Annotated in this window: 16 protein-coding genes; 8 read left to right on the forward strand and 8 right to left on the reverse strand. The window is 68.8% G+C overall.

The window, feature by feature from the left end:
- Positions 1-101: 101 nt before the first annotated feature.
- Together FVE25_RS02805 and FVE25_RS02810 are read left to right on the forward strand one after the other, a co-directional pair.
- Positions 102-1,391, forward strand: coding sequence for an ABC transporter substrate-binding protein (locus FVE25_RS02805; protein ID WP_157244773.1), 1,290 nt, complete (start codon positions 102-104; stop codon positions 1,389-1,391).
- 210 nt (positions 1,392-1,601) lie between these two features.
- Entirely contained in the window at positions 1,602-2,897 is a 1,296-nt protein-coding gene (locus FVE25_RS02810) for an ABC transporter substrate-binding protein (protein WP_157244774.1), read from the forward strand.
- A 52-nt stretch (positions 2,898-2,949) separates the two neighbouring features.
- Here the strand turns inward: FVE25_RS02810 and FVE25_RS02815 are convergent, their stop codons facing one another.
- From FVE25_RS02815 to FVE25_RS02840, 6 genes are all read right to left on the reverse strand, one after another.
- Positions 2,950-3,399 (reverse strand): hypothetical protein, encoded by a 450-nt coding sequence (locus tag FVE25_RS02815; RefSeq protein WP_157244775.1) that lies wholly within the window; start codon positions 3,397-3,399, stop codon positions 2,950-2,952.
- Positions 3,400-3,459: 60 nt separating this feature from the next.
- Positions 3,460-4,245, reverse strand: coding sequence for an ABC transporter ATP-binding protein (locus tag FVE25_RS02820; RefSeq protein WP_157244776.1), 786 nt, complete (start codon positions 4,243-4,245; stop codon positions 3,460-3,462).
- Entirely contained in the window at positions 4,242-5,180 is a 939-nt protein-coding gene (locus FVE25_RS02825; RefSeq protein ID WP_157244777.1) for an ABC transporter ATP-binding protein, read from the reverse strand. Before FVE25_RS02825 ends, FVE25_RS02820 begins: the two co-directional genes overlap by 4 nt.
- The gene (locus tag FVE25_RS02830; protein ID WP_157244778.1) at positions 5,170-6,156 is read right to left on the reverse strand and encodes a branched-chain amino acid ABC transporter permease; all 987 of its coding nucleotides are present in this window, start codon (positions 6,154-6,156) and stop codon (positions 5,170-5,172) included. Before FVE25_RS02830 ends, FVE25_RS02825 begins: the two co-directional genes overlap by 11 nt.
- Positions 6,157-6,167: 11 nt before the next feature.
- On the reverse strand, positions 6,168-7,475 hold the full coding sequence (locus FVE25_RS02835; protein ID WP_246266552.1) for a branched-chain amino acid ABC transporter permease: 1,308 nt from the start codon (positions 7,473-7,475) through the stop codon (positions 6,168-6,170).
- A 482-nt stretch (positions 7,476-7,957) separates the two neighbouring features.
- On the reverse strand, positions 7,958-8,302 hold the full coding sequence (locus FVE25_RS02840; protein WP_157245473.1) for a PaaI family thioesterase: 345 nt from the start codon (positions 8,300-8,302) through the stop codon (positions 7,958-7,960).
- 137 nt (positions 8,303-8,439) lie between these two features.
- Here FVE25_RS02840 and polA point away from each other — a divergent pair, with 137 nt between their 5' ends.
- The 3 genes from polA to rpsA all read left to right on the forward strand — a co-directional run bounded on the left by polA (position 8,440) and on the right by rpsA (position 14,126).
- Positions 8,440-11,115, forward strand: a complete 2,676-nt coding sequence (gene polA / locus FVE25_RS02845; protein ID WP_246266554.1) for a DNA polymerase I — start codon at positions 8,440-8,442, stop codon at positions 11,113-11,115.
- Between the two features lie 148 nt (positions 11,116-11,263).
- Positions 11,264-12,427 (forward strand): polysaccharide deacetylase family protein, encoded by a 1,164-nt coding sequence (locus FVE25_RS02850; protein WP_246266556.1) that lies wholly within the window; start codon positions 11,264-11,266, stop codon positions 12,425-12,427.
- Positions 12,428-12,641: 214 nt separating this feature from the next.
- Complete coding sequence (rpsA, locus tag FVE25_RS02855; protein ID WP_157244780.1) at positions 12,642-14,126, forward strand: 30S ribosomal protein S1; 1,485 nt, start codon at positions 12,642-12,644, stop codon at positions 14,124-14,126.
- A gap of 760 nt (positions 14,127-14,886) precedes the next feature.
- Here the strand turns inward: rpsA and FVE25_RS02860 are convergent.
- Both FVE25_RS02860 and FVE25_RS02865 read right to left on the reverse strand, forming a co-directional pair.
- The gene (locus tag FVE25_RS02860; RefSeq protein ID WP_157244781.1) at positions 14,887-16,182 is read right to left on the reverse strand and encodes a M4 family metallopeptidase; all 1,296 of its coding nucleotides are present in this window, start codon (positions 16,180-16,182) and stop codon (positions 14,887-14,889) included.
- Between the two features lie 182 nt (positions 16,183-16,364).
- Positions 16,365-16,841, reverse strand: a complete 477-nt coding sequence (locus tag FVE25_RS02865; protein ID WP_157244782.1) for an SRPBCC domain-containing protein — start codon at positions 16,839-16,841, stop codon at positions 16,365-16,367.
- Positions 16,842-16,886: 45 nt separating this feature from the next.
- Between FVE25_RS02865 and FVE25_RS02870 the strand changes: the two genes are divergently transcribed.
- The 3 genes from FVE25_RS02870 to FVE25_RS02880 are packed head-to-tail and all read left to right on the forward strand — an operon-like array spanning position 16,887 to position 18,807.
- On the forward strand, positions 16,887-17,720 hold the full coding sequence (locus FVE25_RS02870; RefSeq protein ID WP_157244783.1) for an alpha/beta fold hydrolase: 834 nt from the start codon (positions 16,887-16,889) through the stop codon (positions 17,718-17,720).
- Between the two features lie 22 nt (positions 17,721-17,742).
- Positions 17,743-18,336 carry a PadR family transcriptional regulator gene (locus tag FVE25_RS02875; RefSeq protein ID WP_157244784.1) on the forward strand — a complete coding sequence of 198 codons (594 nt, stop codon included), beginning with the start codon at positions 17,743-17,745 and terminating at the stop codon, positions 18,334-18,336.
- Positions 18,337-18,348: 12 nt separating this feature from the next.
- Positions 18,349-18,807 (forward strand): GNAT family N-acetyltransferase, encoded by a 459-nt coding sequence (locus tag FVE25_RS02880; protein WP_157245475.1) that lies wholly within the window; start codon positions 18,349-18,351, stop codon positions 18,805-18,807.
- Position 18,808 lies beyond the last annotated feature (1 nt).

Raw genomic sequence — 18,808 nt, forward strand, 5'->3', positions numbered from 1 at the left:
CTCCCGCCGGATATTTCGGGAGTCATGCTGATCGTGGATTTCGCGAACTCCACATCCCTAGCACCAAGTTCCACTGCACGTCTGGATGAAGGAGACAATCCATGATTCGGCGAGCGTTGGCCGCCGTGACCGCGGCGGTCTCGGCCCTCGCACTCGCGGCCTGCGGAGGCACCGGCACCGACCGGGCCGGGACCCCGGCGGGCGGGTCGTCATCGGCGGCGGGGCCGTCCGCCGCTCAGGGTGACGGCACCCTGAGCCTGGGTACCGTGCTGCCCCAGACCGGCAGCCTGTCCTACCTGGGCCCGCCCATGTTCGCCGGCGTCGACCTGGCGGTGAAGGAGATCAACGCCGCGGGCGGCGTCCTCGGCAAGCAGATCTCCGTCGCGCACACCGACTCCGGCGACACCACGACCCAGATCGCCGCCCAGTCCTCCGACAGCCTGCTGGCCAAGAAGGTCGACGCGATCGTGGGCGCGGCGGCGTCGTCGGTGTCGCTGACGATCCTCGACAAGATCACCGGCTCGGGGACGCTGATGTTCTCGCCTTCGGCGACAGGCATCGAGCTGACCAACGCCAAGGACGACGGCCTGTTCTGGCGTACGGCGCCGCCGGACGTGCTGCAGGGCCGGGTGCTGGGCGACCTGGCGGTCTCGCAGGGCGACGACACCGTCGCCATCGTGGCCATGCAGGACGCCTACGGCTCCGGCCTGGCCGATTCGACCGAGAAGGCTGTCCTCGCCGGCGGGGGCGAGGTCGTGGAGAAGATTCTCTACGATCCCAAGGCGGCCGACTTCTCGGCCGACGTGGCCAAGGTGAAGGCGAAGAACCCGAAGGGCATCGTGCTCATCGGCTTCGCCGAGACCAGCAAGCTCGTGCAGGAGCTGGTCAAGCAGGGCCTGAGCAGCGACAAGCACCACTGGTACATGGTGGACGGCAACCTGTCGAACACCAACTACCTGAAGTTCCCGAAGGGCACGATGAAGGGCGTCAAGGGCACGCTGCCGGGCTCCGAGGCGCCCGGGCCGTTCCAGAAGCGCCTGCTGGCCGTCAACCCGAAGCTGGACGTCTTCAGCTACGGGCCGGAGGCATACGACGCGGTCAACCTGATCGCCCTGGCCGCCGAACTGGCCAAGAGCGACGCGGGCACGGCGATCGCCGGCAAACTCGCCGACGTCAGCAAGGGCGGCGAGAAGTGCAGCGACTTCAAAACCTGCGCCGAGCTTCTCAAGGCCGGCAAGGACGTCGACTATGACGGCGTGAGCGGCCCGGTGGAGTTCAACGACGCGGGCGACCCGGCGACCGCCACGATTGGCATCTACCAATTCGGGGAGGACAACACCTTCAACGCGGCGAAGGCGCTGGAGTATCGATCGGGGAACATCTCCGGGTAACTGCCGGGTAGCGGCCGGTTTCCCAGGTCACCGGCCGCTACCTGCGGGTTTTGTCGATAAGTTGAGGAGTGATTACGACTCAGCATCCAAGTGCCGACAGTTCTTCCAGGCATCTAGCTGAACGCTCACGGCTTTTTGTACGTTTCGCTCATTCGATCGGGACCGTCGGCGGTGCTGACAGCCTCCCGGCCTGGATGAAGGAGACACTTCATGACCCGCATTGCCCCACTCGGGCGCGCGCTCGCCGTCGCGGCTGCGGCGAGCCTCGCCCTGACGGCCTGTGGCGGCGGCGCTAACACCGCCGGCACGCAGGCCACCGATTCGGCTGCGCCGGCGACCTCGGCCACTGCCGGCAAGGGCGACGGCACGCTTACTCTCGGTACCCTCCTCCCGCAGACCGGCTCGCTGGCCTACCTCGGCCCGCCGGAGTTCGCCGGCGTCGACCTGGCGGTGAAGGAGATCAACGCGGCGGGCGGCGTTCTCGGCAAGCAGGTCTCGGTGTCGCACACCGACTCCGGTGACACGACGACGCAGATCGCCTCGCAGTCGGTGGACAGCCTGCTGGCCAAGAAGGCCGACGCCATCATCGGCGCCGCCTCCTCGTCGGTGTCGCTGTCGGTCATCGACAAGATCACGGGTGCCGGCGTGGTGCACTTCTCGCCCGCCAACACCTCCATCGAGCTCACGAACTACAAGGACAACGGCCTGTTCTGGCGTACGGCTCCGCCGGACATCCTGCAGGGCCGCGTGCTGGGTGACCTCGCGGTGGCCGACGGCGACGACACGGTCGCCATCCTGGCGCTGCAGGACTCCTACGGCACGGGCCTGGCCGACTCCACGGAGAAGGCCGTCATCGCCGGCGGCGGCGAGGTCGTCGAGAAGATCATCTACGACCCCAAGGCCGCGGACTTCTCGGCCGACGTCGCCAAGGTCAAGGCCAAGAACCCGAAGGGCATCGTGCTCATCGGCTTCGCCGAGACCAACAAGGTCGTCCAGGAGCTGGTCAAGCAGGGCCTGACCGCCGACAAGCACCACTGGTACATGGTCGACGGCAACCTGTCCAACACGAACTTCCTGAAGTTCCCGAAGGGCACCCTGAAGGGCGTCAAGGGCACGCTGCCCGGCGCCGCGGCTCCCGACACGTTCCAGAAGAAGCTGCTCGAGGTCAACCCGAAGCTCGAGGACTTCAGCTACGCGCCGGAGTCCTACGACGCCGCGAACCTGATCGCCCTGGCCGCCGAGGCCGCCAAGAGCGACGCGGGCACCGACATCGCCACCAAGCTGGGTGAGGTCAGCAAGGGCGGCGAGAAGTGCAACGACTTCAAGTCGTGCGTCGACCTGCTGAAGGCCGGCAAGGACATCGACTACGACGGCGTGAGCGGTCCGGTCGAGTTCAACGACGCCGGTGACCCGGCGACCGCGACCATCGGCATCTACCAGTACGGGGACGACAACAAGTACCCGGCCAAGGCCATCGACTACCGCACCGGCAACATCGCCGGCTAAGTAGCCAGGGGGAAGCCCCGGGACCGCGAGGTTCCGGGGCTTCTTCGCGTTCTCACGAGGTCTTGCAGCCCTGGACGATCCGGTCCGCGGCGGCCCGGTAGTCCTTCAGGAAGGCGACCTGGGTCTTCCTGGGGGTGTCCGCCTTGGCCAGCCCCTGGGTGGCCTTCTCGACCGACTCAGCCTCGCCCCGGAGGCCGCCGGGGAGACGGGGGCCGAATTCCCGCACGATGCCCCGCAGTTCCGCCAGGCGGCCCAGGACGGCGTTTTCGAAGTTCTGCTCGTCCTCCTTTCCGGCGGGCAGGAGGAGCAGCCCCGCATATCCGATCGAGGAGACCACGCGGGTGCACGGATCGTCGTCGGCGTCGCCGCCGGTGCTGAATTTGTCCGACGTCAGGGAAGCGGACGGGGAAGGGACCCGGCTCTTTTGCGCCTGTGGCGGCGGGCTGTTCTGGCAGGCCACGAGGATGGGCATTAACAGGGCGATGGCCGTAATGCGTCGCACAAAGCTCATTAAACGCGGCGAAGGGGCCCCAATGGGACCCCTTCCCGCAACCTCCGGCGATTACGCTCGAGCCAGCGTGCCCAGGTAGAGCTCGATGACCTTCGGGTCGTTGGCCAGCTGGCGGCCGGTGCCGGTGTAGGCGTTGCGGCCCTGGTCCAGCACGTAACCGCGGTGGCAGATCTGCAGGCAGCGCCGCGCGTTCTGCTCCACCATGATCACGGTCACGCCCGCCTTGTTGATCTGCTGGGCCTGGATGAAGACCAGGTCCTGCAGCTTGGGCGACAGGCCGGCCGACGGCTCGTCCAGCAGGAGCACCGACGGCTCGGTCATGAGCGCCCTGGCCATGGCCACCATCTGCCGCTCACCGCCCGACAGGGAGCCCGCGCGCTGCTTGCGCCGCTCCTTGAGCGCCGGGAACAGCTCGGCCACGAACTCGAAGCGCTCCTTGAACTTCGCGGGCACCTGGTAGGCGCCCATCTCGAGGTTCTCCTCGATCGTCAGGCTCGGGAACACGTTGTTGGTCTGCGGGACGTAGCCGACCCCGCGGGAGACCAGCTGGTGCGCCTTCATGTTCGTGATGTCCTCACCCTTGAGCACGACCGTGCCGCTGCGGATGTTGACCAGCCCGAACATGGCCTTGAGCAGCGTCGACTTGCCGGCGCCGTTGGGGCCGATGATGCCGATCAGCTCGCCCTCCCCGACGTACAGGTCGGAGCCGTTGAGGATGTTGACGCCCGGCAGGTAGCCCGCGATGAGCTCGTCGCAGCGGAGCACGGCGTTCTCGGCCCCCGCCAGATGGGCGCTGCGGTCGGTGACCGCAGCCTTGGATTCCGGATTGCCGCTCACTTGCCTGCCTCCTCCTCGGCCTCGGCCTCCAGCGCGGCCTCGGCCTCGTGGAGCTGCTCCTCCAGCTCCTCGTCCGACAGCGGCGCGTCGTGGTGGGCGCCGAGGTAGGCGTCGATCACCCGGGCGTCGGACATGATGGTGTCCGGCGGCCCCTCGGCGATGACGGTCCCCTGGGCCATGACGATCACCCAGTCGCTGATGTCGCGGACCATGTCCATGTCGTGCTCGACGAACAGCACGGTCATGCCCTGCTCGCGCAGGTCCTTGACGTGGCCCAGCAGCGACTGCGTGAGCGCCGGGTTGACGCCGGCCATGGGCTCGTCGAGCATGACCAGCTCGGGGCTGACCATGAGCGCGCGGGCCATCTCCAGCAGCTTGCGCTGGCCGCCGGAGAGGGAGCCGGCGAAGTCCTCGCGCTTGGCGTCGAGCTTGAAGCGGGTCAGCAGCTCGTCGGCGCGCTGGGTGATCTCGTCCTCCTGGGCCCGCCAGGAGCCCGGGATCAGCGCGCGGAAGAAGTTCTCGCCCTTCTGCCGCTGGGCGCCCAGGCGCATGTTCTCGATGACCGTCAGCTTCGACAGGGCCTTGGTCAGCTGGAACGTGCGGACCATGCCGGAGCGCGCGACCTTGTGGGCGGCCACGCCGTTCATCTTGGCGCCGTTGAACGTCCACTCGCCGGCGTCGGCGGTGTCGAAGCCGGTCAGCTGGTTGAAGAACGTGGTCTTGCCGGCGCCGTTGGGTCCGATCAGCGCGGTGATCGAGCCGCGCTGGACCTCGACGTGCTGGACGTCGACCGCGGTGAGGCCGCCGAAGCGGCGCACGACGTTGTCGACGACCAGGATCGGGTCGGGCTTGGGCACGCCGGGCTCGCGCTCGAGCTCCTTGAACGCGGCCAGCGCCGCGGCCTTGCGCTCTGTGACGGTGGTTTCAGCGTGCATCGAGTGCGATCTCCCTCTTGTCGCCGAAGATACCCTGCGGGCGGAAGACCAGCAGCAGGACGAGGCCGAGGCCGACGAGCATGAACCGGACGCTGCCGATCTGGTTGACCGACATCCAGGAGATGTACCCCGCGCCGATCAGCTCGTTCAGCAGGTTGCCGATGAACACCAGCAGCACCCAGAAGATCACCGAGCCGACGACCGGGCCGAACACGCGGGCCGCGCCGCCGAGGATGACGATCGTGTAGGCGTAGAAGGTGAGCTCGGTGGAGAACGTGTCGGGCTGCACCGAGGCGAAGCCGAGCGCGTAGACGTAGCCGCCGAAGCTGCCGATGAGGCCGCCCAGGATGAGCGACTGCATCTTGTACGAGAAGACGTTCTTGCCCAGCGCCCGCACGGCCTCCTCGTCCTCGCGGATGGCCTTGAGCACGCGGCCCCACGGGCTCTTCATGAGCAGGTAGATCACCAGGCACGAGAGCGCGACGAGGATCCAGCCGATGAGCAGCACCCAGGTGACGCGCTCGTTGAAGGTGAAGGGGCCGATGCCGTACTCGCCCTTGGAGAAGGGGTTCATGGCGAAGAAGCCGTCGGAGAAGGCGTATCGGCCGTCGGAGCCGCCGAAGATGTCCTTGAAGGTCACCGAGCGGAAGATCAGGCGGACGATCTCGGCCGCCGCGATCGTGACGATGGCCAGATAGTCGGCGCGCAGCCGCAGGGTCGGGATGCCCAGCAGCAGGGCGAGCAGGACGACCGCGACCAGGCCGATGCCGATGCCGATCCAGAAGGGCAGGCCGAAGGTGGCCACGGTGACGGCCAGGCCGTACGCGGCGACGCCCAGGAAGGCCGCCTGGCCGAAGTTGAGCAGGCCGGTGTAGCCGAAGTGCAGGTTGATGCCGATCGCGGCCAGCATGTAGTAGACCGTCTCGACGCCCACCGCGGCTTCGACGGTGGTCACCATGATGTTGAACCAGTCCATGTTTCCCCCCGTCAGCCGATCCGCTCGCGGCGGCCGAGGATGCCCTGCGGCCGGAAGAGCAGGACGATGATGAGTACGGCCAGCGCGCCCACGCTCTTCAGCTCGGGCGAGATCCAGAGGGTGGACAGCTGGATGAACAGGCCCACGATGAGCGAGCCGACCAGCGCGCCGAACGCGGTGCCGAGGCCGCCGAGGGTGACGCCGGCGAAGATGAGCAGCAGGATGTCCTGGCCCATCGTGTACTTCACGGTCTGCGACAGGCCGAGCATGATGCCGGCCAGCGCCGCGATGGCGCCGCCCGCGGTCCAGATGACGCGGATGACCCGGTCGACGTTGATGCCGGACGAGGCGGCCAGCGCCGGGTTGTCGGCGACGGCGCGGGCGGCCTTGCCGGTGCGGGTCCTGAGCAGCGCGATGCCGACGATGATCAGCACGACGAGCTCGATGCCCATCATGATGAAGTTCTTGGGCGCCGCGGTGATCGGCCCGACCGTGACGCCTGCCTGGGCGTTGAACTCGGTGTACGGCTCGCTGTCCCCGCCGTAGAGGAACAGGAAGAGGAAGCGCAGGAACATCGCCACGCCGATGGAGATGATCATCATGGCGATGACGCCGGTGCCGCGCCTGCGCAGCTGACCCCAGAAGAAGCGGTCCTGGAGGTAGCCGAAGCCGCCGCCGAGGATCACCGCGATGATCGCGGACGGGATGACCCCGAGGCCGAAGCCGACGTTGAAGAGGTAGGCGAGCAGGGCGCCGAGCGTCACCAGCTCGCCGTGGGCGAAGTTGGTGAGCTTGGTGGTGCCGAAGATGAGCGACAGGCCCATCGCGGCCAGCGCGATGATCAGGCCGAGGTTGAAGCCCTCGAAGGTGAGCTGGGCAGCCTGCTGCCAGAAGCCGGAGCCGCCTTCGGTCTCGGCCGGGGTGGCGGGCGCGCCCGGAGTCGGCTCGCCGCCGGACTTGGGCACCAGGGCGAACAGGACGGTGGAGCAGTTCTTCTCATAAACCGTCGGGGTCCGGACGTTGTTACCGCCCCTGACCTCGGCGTTCTGAGGGAGTGTGCCGACGTCCAGGGTCACCTTGTACTTGCCCGGTTTGTCGACTTGGACGTCCCATGTGCCTTCGGCGTTACTGGTGGCCTCTTTGACGGGTTTTCCGTCTTCTGAGGTCACGACGATTTTTACGCCGTTCACTGGCTGGCCTTGGAGTTTGAGTGTTCCCCTGACTCCCTGGCAGTCGGCCGGGCCCGCGTAGGCGGGTGCGGCGAGCAGGAAGACGAGTCCACCCAGGAAGGCCGTGAACGCGATCACGGCTCTGCGCAATGGTGCTCCCTCTATTAGGTCAAGGCGGGGCTTGGGTTGTACCCCTCCATCTCGACACGCGGGCATCGCAGGCACAACTGGGATGCTGTGGCGGGAGCCTATTCCGGCAACGTCCGGTTCCGAACCGTTCGTCACCAATTAGTGATGCGGGTGTCACAGTGATGTGAGCAAAAAAGACGCCTGGTCAGGGGCTAAATCAAGGTATACACCTGGCGCGGGCCGCCTGCCGTACGAAAACGAGACCATAACGATCGGTCGGAAAGGCTGCGGATACGGGGGAAGTGTGCGTCGCGCCGTAAAAGGTGGGATGACCGGCTATTTATCACCGTAAAAAAGCGAGCCCGAGGGGGACCTTTGGGACCATGTCGGGCTTCCCCGGCCGGACACGTTATCTACTCGGCCTCCCCGCGGGCTCTGTCCGGACAACCGTAGCGACCCATGGGGGCCGTGTGCAAAGGGTGAGCCGAACTCGTCTCGGGTGTCTAGCGTTCCATCAGCATGCACGTGATGCGGGAGGTGCAGACGCGCCGTTCCGCGTCGTCGGTGATCACGACCTCGAAGGTGGCCAGTGAGCGGCCGCCGTGCAGCCGCGTGGCCACGCCCGTGACGTGACCGGACTTCGCCGAGCGGTGATGGGTGGCGTTGATCTCGATGCCCACGGCGATGCGGCCCTCGCCCGCGTGGATCGCCGCGCCGATCGAGCCGAGGCTCTCGGCGAGCACGACCGACGCGCCGCCGTGCAGCAGGCCGTACGGCTGGGTGTTGCCCTCGACCGGCATGCGGCCGACCACGCGTTCCGGCGAGGCGTGAAGGATCTCGATGCCCATGCGTTCGGCGAGCGTCCCCTGGTGGATGGAGTCGATCGACACCGGGTCTATCTGCGTCAAGGAGGAGCCTCCAGTCTTCCGAGCTCAGGTTTTCTGTCGCAGTTGGAGACTAGGCTTCGGATGTGCCGAAGAATGACGTGACCCCTGACCGACCGAGCCTGTTGCTGCTTGACGGGCACTCGCTGGCCTACCGCGCGTTCTACGCGCTCAAGGATGCCAACCTCATGACCACCGACGGTCAGCACACCGAGGCGGTCTACGGGTTCACCTCCATGCTGACCAACGTCCTGCGCGACGAGCGGCCCACCCACGTCGCGGTGGCCTTCGACCGCTCCGAGCCGACGTTCCGGCACGAGGAGTACAGCGAGTACAAAGCCAACCGCAGCGAGACGCCGGAAGACTTCCGCGGCCAGATGCAGCTCATCTTCGAGCTGCTCGACACGCTGCGCGTCCCGCGCCTGTCCAAGGCGGGCTTCGAGGCCGACGACCTCATCGCCACCCTGGCCACCCGCGCCGCCGGCGAGGGCATGGACGTCCTGATCGTCACCGGCGACCGCGACGCGCTGCAACTGGTCAACGACCAGGTGACCGTCCTGATGACGCGCCGCGGCATCAGCGACATGACCCGCTTCACGCCCGCGGCCGTCTACGAGAAGTACGAGCTCACGCCGCAGCAGTACCCCGACTTCGCCGCCCTGCGCGGCGACCCGAGCGACAACCTCCTGAGCATCCCCGGCGTCGGCGAGAAGACCGCCGCCAAGTGGGTGCGCGAGTTCGGCTCGCTGACCGAGCTGGTCGACCGCGTCGACGAGGTCAAGGGCAAGGTCGGCGACAAACTGCGCGAGCACGTGGCCCAGGTGCTGATGAACCGCAGGCTCACCGAGCTGCTGCGCGACGTGCCGCTGGAGGTCCACCCGGCCGAGCTCGCCCAGGGCGCCTGGGACCGCGAGGAGGTCAACAAGCTCTTCGACACCCTCCAGATCCGCGGCGAGCTGCGCGAGCGCGTCTTCAAGACGCTCGGCTCCGGCGAGGAGGAGCCCGAGCAGGGCTTCGAGGTCGAGACCGTCATCCTCGGCCCCGACCGGGTCGCCGGCTGGCTGGCCGCCATGCCCGAGGGCCGCGCGGGCCTGGCCTTCCGCGGCGTCTACGGCAGCGGCACCGGCCGCATCGACGCCATCGCCGTCGCCTCGCCCGACGGCACCGCCGCCCACATCGACCCGGCCAAGCTCACCGAGGCCGACTTCACCGCGCTCGGCGCCTGGCTGGCCGGCGAGGACCGGCCGAAGGCCGTGCACGACGCCAAGGGCCCGCTGCTGGCCCTGTGGACCCAGGGCATGGATCTGAAGGGCCTCAGCGCCGACACCGCCCTGGCCGCCTACCTCGCCATGCCCGGCCAGCGCACCTTCGCCCTCGAAGACCTCGCCCGCCGCTACCTCCACCGCGACCTCAAGGTCGAGGAGGAGTCCGGCGGGCAGGCGGCGCTGTTCGGCGACGACGAGGACGCCCCGGCCAAGGACCTCGCCCTGCGCGCCCACGCCGTGCGCGAGCTGGCCGACTCCCTGGAGGCGTTCCTGGCCGGCCGCGGCGGCACCCAGCTGCTGGGCGACGTGGAGCTGCCGCTGGTGCGCGTGCTGGCCGAGCTGGAGCGGGCCGGCATCGCCGTCGACCGCGACTACCTCACCGGCATGGAGGCGCAGTTCGCCGCCGCGGTCAAGCAGGCCGTGGAGGAGGCCCACCGGGTGGTGGGCGAGCAGTTCAACCTCGGCTCGCCCAAGCAGCTGCAGGAGATCTTCTTCGGCAAGCTCAACCTGCCCAAGACCAAGCGCACCAAGACCGGCTACTCCACCGACGCCGACCAGCTCGCCTGGCTGGCCACCCAGACCGACCACGAGCTGCCGGTCATCATGCTGCGCCACCGCGACCAGCAGAAGCTGCGCCAGACCGTCGAGGGCCTGATCAAGGAGATCGCCGACGACGGCCGCATCCACACCACCTTCAACCAGATCATCGCCGCCACCGGCCGGCTGTCGTCGGAGAAGCCCAACCTGCAGAACATCCCGATCCGCACCGCCGAGGGCCGCCGCATCCGGCAGGGCTTCACGGTCGGCGAGGGCTACGACACGCTGCTGACCGCCGACTACAGCCAGATCGAGCTGCGCATCATGGCCCACCTGTCGGGCGACGAGTCGCTGATCGCCGCCTTCGAGTCGGGCCACGACTTCCACGCCGCCACCGCCTCGCGCGTCTTCGACCTGCCGCCGGAGCAGGTCGACGGCGAGCTGCGGGCGCGCATCAAGGCGATGAACTACGGCCTGGCCTACGGCCTGTCCGACTTCGGGCTGGCCGGGCAGCTCAACATCCCGGTGGCCGAGGCGCGGGCGCTGAAGGAGGAGTACTTCGAGGAGTTCGGCGGCGTGCGCGACTTCCTCAACGCCATCGTCTCCCAGGCACGCACCGACGGCTACACCGAGACGATCATGGGCCGCCGCCGCTACCTGCCCGACCTGACCAGCGACAACCGCCAGCGCCGCGAGATGGCCGAGCGCATGGCGCTCAACGCGCCCATCCAGGGCTCGGCGGCCGACATCATCAAGGTCGCCATGCTCAACGTGCGCGAGGCGCTGCGCGAGGAGGGGCTGCGCTCGCGCATGCTGCTGCAGGTCCACGACGAGCTGGTCTTCGAGACGGCGCCGGGCGAGCTGGAGCAGCTCAAGCAGCTGGTCGTCGACCAGATGAACGCCGCCTACCAGCTGCGCGTCCCGCTCGAGGTATCCGTGGGCGTCGGCCGCACCTGGGAGGACGCGGGTCACTGAGCCTGTCCGGTACGGCTGGCCGTACCGGACATCTCACGATATGCACTGTGATACGTGACATGGTGGACACGATGGTGTGCGGGCCGTCTGGGCGGAAGTTCTGGACTACCCTTAAACCTTCAGTTTCTCCGACCAGCACGGGAGTTCTGTGCGGCCCTCACTGTCTTCCACTCGTGTCATCGGCGCAGCCAACGTCGCGGTCATCCTCCTCGCGGTCCTCGCGCTGATGGTCCTGCCCGGCGAGGACCCGCCGGCGCCGGCGGCCAAGACGGGGCAGGCGTCGTTGCGGCAGCCGCCGAGGGCCGCCACTCCCACCAGCACCGCCACCCCGCCCGCGACCGCCCCCGTCTCGCCGTCCGCGCAGCCGTCCGAGCCCGGCCCCGGGACCGGCCAGCCGCCGGCGGTGGTGGCCACGCCGGAGTTCGCCAAGCAGGTCAAGGCCAACGAGGCCGGGCTGGTGCCGGTGATCATGTATCACCGGATCATCAAGAAGCGCTACGCCTCGATCGACCGCACTCCCGACCAGTTGCGGCGGGAGCTGGAGAAGCTGGCCAAGCAGGGGTACGTGCCGATCACCGCGGCCGAGTTCGCCGCCGGGCGCATCGCGGTGCCCGCGGGGAAGTTCCCGGTGGTGCTGACCTTCGACGACGGGCACTCCAGCCACTTCGGGCTCGACGCCGCCGGGCAGCCCAAGAAGGACACCGCGGTGGCGATCATCAACGACGTGGCCAGGAGGTATCCGTCGTTCCGGCCGGTCGCGACGTTCTGGGTCAACCACTACCCCTTCGGGCTGCAGAAGGAGGCCGAGCAGGCGGCCGCCGTCCAGTGGCTGCACCGGCAGGGCTTCGAGGTGGCCAACCACACCTGGTCCCACCCCAACCTGCGGGCGCTGAGCACGAAGAAGGCGCGCGAGCAGATCGTCCGGCTGGAGCGCATGCTGAAGAGGCTTGGGGTGCCGCCGTCCACGACGCTGGCGCTGCCGTTCGGGAACCTGCCGCACAAGAAGAAGGCCGCGGCCAAGGGGGAGTGGGGCGGCACGCCGTACAAGTTTGACGGAGTTTTTCTGGCCGGGGCCGAGCCGTCGCTGTCGCCCTTCGCCAAGGGCTACGACCCGGGCGCAATCCAGCGGATCCAAAGTAACGGCAAAAAGGGCGAATGCCGCAAGTGGTGCTCGCAGTACTGGCTCGAGTGGCTGGAGAAGCACCCCGGCTGGCGATACGTGTCGGACGGGGATCCCGAACGCATCTCCATCCCCCGGAAACTTCAGGGTAATATCAATCCCAAGCGAAGGGCCCAGGTCAACGCCTATTAGCCGGGGGTTCCGGTGAAGGTCGTTCACCTCTCGGATTGACCCTCGCCGCTGGGTCTCATATGCTGATCGCTGCGCTGTGGGCTCGCGCGTGCCTCAGACGGAGCGGGCTCGCGCTCGGTCACGTCGATGTCGTAACTCCTCGGCTTGATGCGGAAGAGGGCCTGCCGCGCATCGCCACATCGACATCCTGTCCGCGTTCGGAGCAATTCCACACATGACGAGCAGCACCGAGGCCACCTCGAGCACCCCGCAGGTAGCGGTCAACGACATCGGGTCCGAGGAAGCCTTCCTCGCAGCGATCGACGAGACCATCAAGTACTTCAACGACGGCGACATCGTCGAGGGCACCGTCGTCAAGGTCGATCGAGACGAGGTCCTTCTCGACATCGGCTACAAGACCGAGGGCGTTATCCCTTCGCGTGAGCTCTCGATCAAGCACGACGTGGATCCGGCGGATGTCGTCGAGGTCGGCGAGCACGTCGAGGCCCTGGTTCTCCAGAAGGAGGACAAGGAGGGCCGGCTGATCCTGTCCAAGAAGCGCGCTCAGTACGAGCGCGCCTGGGGCACGATCGAGAAGATCAAGGACGAGGACGGGATCGTCACCGGTACCGTCATCGAGGTCGTCAAGGGTGGTCTCATCCTCGACATCGGCCTGCGCGGCTTCCTGCCCGCCTCCCTGGTCGAGATGCGCCGCGTGCGCGACCTCCAGCCGTACGTCGGCCGCGAGCTCGAAGCCAAGATCATCGAGCTGGACAAGAACCGCAACAACGTGGTCCTGTCCCGCCGCGCCTGGCTCGAGCAGACGCAGTCCGAGGTCCGCCAGACGTTCCTCAACACCCTCCAGAAGGGCCAGGTCCGCAAGGGCGTCGTGTCCTCGATCGTCAACTTCGGTGCCTTCGTGGACCTGGGTGGCGTCGACGGACTCGTCCACGTCTCCGAGCTGTCCTGGAAGCACATCGACCACCCCTCCGAGGTCGTCGAAGTCGGCCAGGAGGTCACCGTCGAGGTCCTCGACGTCGACATGGAGCGCGAGCGCGTCAGCCTCTCGCTCAAGGCGACGCAGGAAGACCCGTGGCAGCAGTTCGCCCGCACCCACCAGATCGGCCAGGTCGTCCCCGGCCGGGTCACCAAGCTGGTGCCGTTCGGCGCGTTCGTCCGGGTCGAAGAGGGCATCGAGGGCCTGGTCCACATCTCCGAGCTGGCCGAGCGCCACGTGGAGATCCCGGAGCAGGTCGTCCAGGTCGGCGACGAGATCTTCGTCAAGATCATTGACATCGACCTCGACCGCCGTCGCATCAGCCTGTCGCTGAAGCAGGCCAACGAGGGTGTCGGCACCGAGGTCGAGTTCGACCCGACCCTGTACGGCATGGCCGCCACCTACGACGACCAGGGCAACTACATCTACCCCGAGGGCTTCGACCCCGAGACGGGTGAATGGCTCGAGGGCTTCGACCGTCAGCGCGAGGAGTGGGAGCGGCAGTACGCCGAGGCCCAGACCCGCTTCGAGGCCCACAAGAAGCAGATCGAGGAGGCCCGCAAGGCCGAGGCGGAGGCCGGCGAGGCCGCTCCCTCGTCCTACAGCGGTGAGACGCCGGCCCCGGCCAGCAGCTCGTCCACCTCGGCCCCGGCCAGCGGCGCCCTCGCCTCCGACGAAGCTCTCGCCGCCCTGCGCGAGAAGCTCGCCGGCGGCCAGAGCTAACCTGCCCGGCTAACCGCTTAACCGGCGAAGCCCCGCACCCGACCTGGGTGCGGGGCTTCGCTGTTTTCTCACCCGTTCCGGTGGGTCCTTCGCTTCGGTGCTTCATGGGCTGGGCTTGGGGCGCGGGCTTGGCCGGTCACCGGTTGGCGCGGGCTTCAGGGTGGCGAGGTTCGGGATGCGGGGGCTCCGGAGCGGGGCTTCAGGGTGGCAGGGGTTTAGGCGCGGGGTTCCGGAGCGGGGCTTCAGGGTGGCGGGGTTCGAGATGCGGAGGCTCGGGGCGGGGCTTCTGGGTGCGGGGCGTAAGGGTGGCGGGTTCGGGATGCGGAGGCTGGGGGCGGGGCTTCTGGGTGCGGGGCTTCAGGGTGGCGGGGTTCGAGGCCGGAGCAGGGGCGGGCGGCGCTCGTGCACGGGGCCAGGGCAGGCCCCAGGGACCCGGGGCCTGGCCCGCCGCCGCTCTGCTTCGCGATGGCGTTGGCCGGGGTGTCTTGGGTGCGCCGGAGGTGTTCCGGCTTGGGCAGGTGTAACCGGGAGGTGACCGGAGGCGCTGGCGCGTGGTTCCTGGCGGTGTAACGGCGGGGACCACGTGCGACTGTCGGCCAGCGCCCCGATCGGGGGTCACCCCTGACGGCGGGGCGCGGCTGGCGTGGCCTCGCCGTACAAGAGGGCGCAAGGAGCGGGCGCGGCCTCGCCGTACAAGAGGGCGCGAGAACTACGGCGCGGTGAGCTTATCGGTGAGCTTATCGGTGAGCTAATCGGTGAGTTAGGACGTGACGGTGAGGGTGAAGGTTGTGGAGCGCTCGCCGGAGGCGGTGGTGGCGGTGAGGGTGAGCGCGTAGGTGCCGGGTGGGACTGAGGCGGCGATGGTCAGGGTCAGCTGGGCCGATTGGCCGCACGTGATGGTTGTCGGGGTGATGATGCCGGTCATGCCCGCCGGCAGGCCGCGCAGGGACAGTTGCGCGATCCGGCCGTTGCCGTGGGTGGCGATGGTGGTGGTGACGGAGGTGCCGGGGAGGGCGGTGGCGGAGGCCGGGTTGAGGGAGATGGTGCATTCGTCCGGCAGGGTGAGGCAGGCGGGTTCGGTGGGCTGGGCGGGGACCCCCGCGGCCGACCAGGCGGACTTCACCGCGGCGCACTCGGACGGGCCGTACTGCTGCAGGGCGGCCTGGACGGCGGCGGTGCGGGCGCTGGTGTAGCGCCAGTTCGAGGTCTTGCGGTAGAGGGCGCCCATGAAGATCTTGCCGGCCTTCTCGAGGCCGATGCCGGTGACCGTGGCCGGGCCGCCGGCGCAGATGGGGCTGGCGGGCTTGCCGCCGCCCGGGTTGCTGCCTTCGGCCAGGAGGTAGAACCAGTGGTTCAGGGGGCCGGCCGCCGCGTGTGGCTCGGTGGCGGGGATCTGCGGGCCGTAGCAGTCGGGGTGGCCGGACACGCGGCTGGGCTGGTACATGATCCGGAGCGGCGGGCCGGCTTCCTCGCCGATCTCGTAGTCGGGCGGGTCGTTCGGGTTGGCGGTGTATGCCTCGGTGAGGGTGCCGAGGATGTCGCTCGTTCCCTCGAGCAGGCCGCCGCTCTCGTTGCCTGAGCCGGTGCCGCCGGGGGTGGTGGCGTAGACGGCGTGGCCGTACTGGTGGCCGACCAGGTCCAGGGAGGTCAGGAAGCCCCGCAGGTTTGGGGAGAGGGGGAAGGGAACGGGGCAGCCGACGGAGGAGGCGACGCAGGCGGGGAAGGAACCACCGGTTCCGTTGATGCCGTTACGGCCCAGCCAGTCGCGCAGCATGTCGGACATCCGCTGCGCGCCGTACAGCACGTCGACACACGCCGTGGTCGTGTCCCGCGGCTGGCCGTTGCCGATGACGACCCCCGCGGGCAGCGGGGCGTTTCCCGGCCTGGAGCAGCGCAGGCCGGGCCGGGTCGGATCGGTGAGGGTGTACGTGCCGTTCGACTCGGAGACGTCGATCTTGACCAGGCCGTTGTAGTGGCCATGCCCGTCGGCCGCGACCGGCAGCATGGTGAGGACGAGGGCCAAGGCGACGCCGCCTAAGGTCGTGCGAGCTTTCACGATGCTCTGTTCCTTCCCCGGGCTTCCTCCCCGGCCGCGGACATGACGCGTCAGGGCAGGAAGATCCGCGTGATCTTCTCTCCCGTGGGCCGGCCGGGTCTTCCGGCCGGATGGATCCTTGAACGGCGTCGCCGTCTCTGGCACCGAGCATCGCCATGGCCACGCTATGACGCTCCCGTCACTCACGTGGGTGACAGTCCCGTGACCTCCTCCACGAGCGCGGCCAGCTTGTCCAGGGCCATCCGGGTGCCGGTCTCGTTGTCGGCGGGGGAGACGGCGTCCGGGATGCCCTCGTGCAGGATCGTGACCAGGGTGCCGGCCCCGGTGTCGGTGAGCGTGGTCGTCATGGTCATCCGGCCGGCCATCGCCGCGTCCTCGGTCTCGAACTCGGACTCCTCCACCACCGCCTCGTCCGGCACCAGGCTCACGAATCGGCCGTGGTAGGTGTCGAGGTGCTCGCCCGACTTGCCGGGTTCGCCGGAGGAGTCGTACGTCAGAGAGATCCGGAAGGCACCGCCTTCCACCGCCTCGAACGTGTGCACGCGGCTGCTCATCCCGTCCGGCACCCGCCAGGCCGCGATCGCCTCCGGGTCCAGGAGCGCCTGATAGATCACCGGCCGGGGCGCTCGGATCAGCCGGGACACTTGCGTGGTATGCATGCGACATTCTCTGCATAAGATCGTTACGGATGCGGGAGGTCTGACATGAAGCTGCTCGGGCCCGGCGAGACCCAGGCCGACCGGCTGGCGTCCTATCGCGCCACCCACCGTCCGTCGGAGGCCGGCGGATGGACCTACCACACCGCCGGCGCCGCCCCGGAGACCCTGCTGCTCCTGCCAGGCGGCCTGCGTGACGCCGAGACGCTGTTCTGCCTCATCACCGCCTTCTCCGGCGAGTACCGCGTGATCGCCCCGACCTACCCGGCGGCGGGCACGCTGGCCGAGGTCGTCTCCGGCGTGCAGACCGTCCTGGACGCCGAGGGCGTGCCGGTCGTCCACGCCGCCTGGGGCACCTCGCTGGGCGGCTTCCTCCTGCAGGCGTTGCTGCGGGCCGTACCCGGGCGGATCCGCAACGCGGTGCTCGCGAACACCACCACGCCCCAGGGCTGGGGCCGGGACCTGCCCGCCCGCATGGCGCGCCTGGAGCGCATGCGCGCCATGCCGGAACCCGAACTCCTCGCCCTCATCCGCCGGCAGGCCGCGACCGCCTCCGCCGCCGGCCCCTTCTGGACCGGCTACCTCGGCGAGATCGCCGAACGCGACACCAAGGCCCACCAGATCGCCATGGCCGAGCTGGCCCTCGACTTCTGCCGCCAGTCGTACACCCCGGGCGACCTGGACGGGTGGGCCGGGCGCCTCATGCTCATCGAGTCCGCCGACGACCTGGGCATGGACGCCGAGGCCCGCCGCCTGCTGCGCGCGATGTATCCGGAGGCGGCCCTGCACCGTTTCCGTGACGGCGGGCACACGCCGCTGGCCGCCAGGCCGGACGAGTACGTGCTGGTCATGGCGGCCTTCCTGCGTTCGTGCCGCGCGTAGGCTGTCCTGAGGGGAGGGGATGATGTCGGCGACACGCCTGCTGATCTTGGGCGCGGTACGGCGCCGCGGCCGGGCCCATGGATACCAGGTGCGCTCCGACCTGGAGTCCTGGGGCGCCCATGAGTGGGCGGGGATGAAGCCGGGCTCGATCTACCACGGTCTCAAGCAGATGGCCGCCCAGGGGCTTCTGGTCAGCCATGACACCGAGCCGAGCACCGCGGGAGGGCCGCCGCGCACCGAGTACGAGATCACCCCACCGGGGGAGGAGGCGTACTTCACCCTGCTGCGCGACGCCCTGGTCCGGCCCGATCAGCGGCTCGACATGATCAGCGCCGGGGTGGGCCTGATCGACGACCTGTCCAGGGGCGAGGCGATCGAACTGCTGGAGCGGCGGGTGCGCGGGCTGGAGGAGTGGCGGTCGGCGGTGACCGCGCAGTGGACGCCCGGGACCGACGCCGAGGCGTGGGGCGCGGTGGGCGAGGTGCTGGGGATGTGGGTGCACACCGCCGACACCGGGGCGCAGTGGACGCGGGGGCTGATCGACCGGCTGCGCCGGGGCGCCTACGCGATGGCGGACGAACCTCTCCGCGAGACAGGCCGGGAGCGGGCTCAGTAAGGTGAGCGGGTGCTGATAGAGCGGGCCGTGGCCGCCGACGCCGGAGAGATCCTCACGCTGCAACGCGCGGCCTACGTCAGCGAGGCGCAGCTCTACGGCGATCCGTTCATCGCCCCGCTGGTTGAGTCCGCCGAACAGATCCGCAAGGTCATCGAGACCGGCGTCGTCCTGAAACATCGTGACGGGACGAGGATCGTCGGCTCGGTGCGCGGCCAGCTGTCGGGGACGACGTGCCTGGTCGGCCGCCTCGTCGTGGCTCCCGATCGGCAGGGCGAGGGCATCGGCACGGCCCTGCTCCGCGCGCTCCATGACGCGTTGCCCGAGGCGACTGCCTTCGACCTGTTCACCGGGCACCTGTCCGAAGGCAACCTGCGCCTCTACCGCAGGCTCGGCTACCGGGAGACCCACCGCGACCGCATGGACGACCACCTCACCCTGATCTACCTGCGCCGCGAAGCCTCGGTACGCTGAT

The sequence above is a fragment of the Nonomuraea typhae genome (assembly GCF_009760925.1).
In the GTDB taxonomy this organism is placed as follows: domain Bacteria; phylum Actinomycetota; class Actinomycetes; order Streptosporangiales; family Streptosporangiaceae; genus Nonomuraea; species Nonomuraea typhae.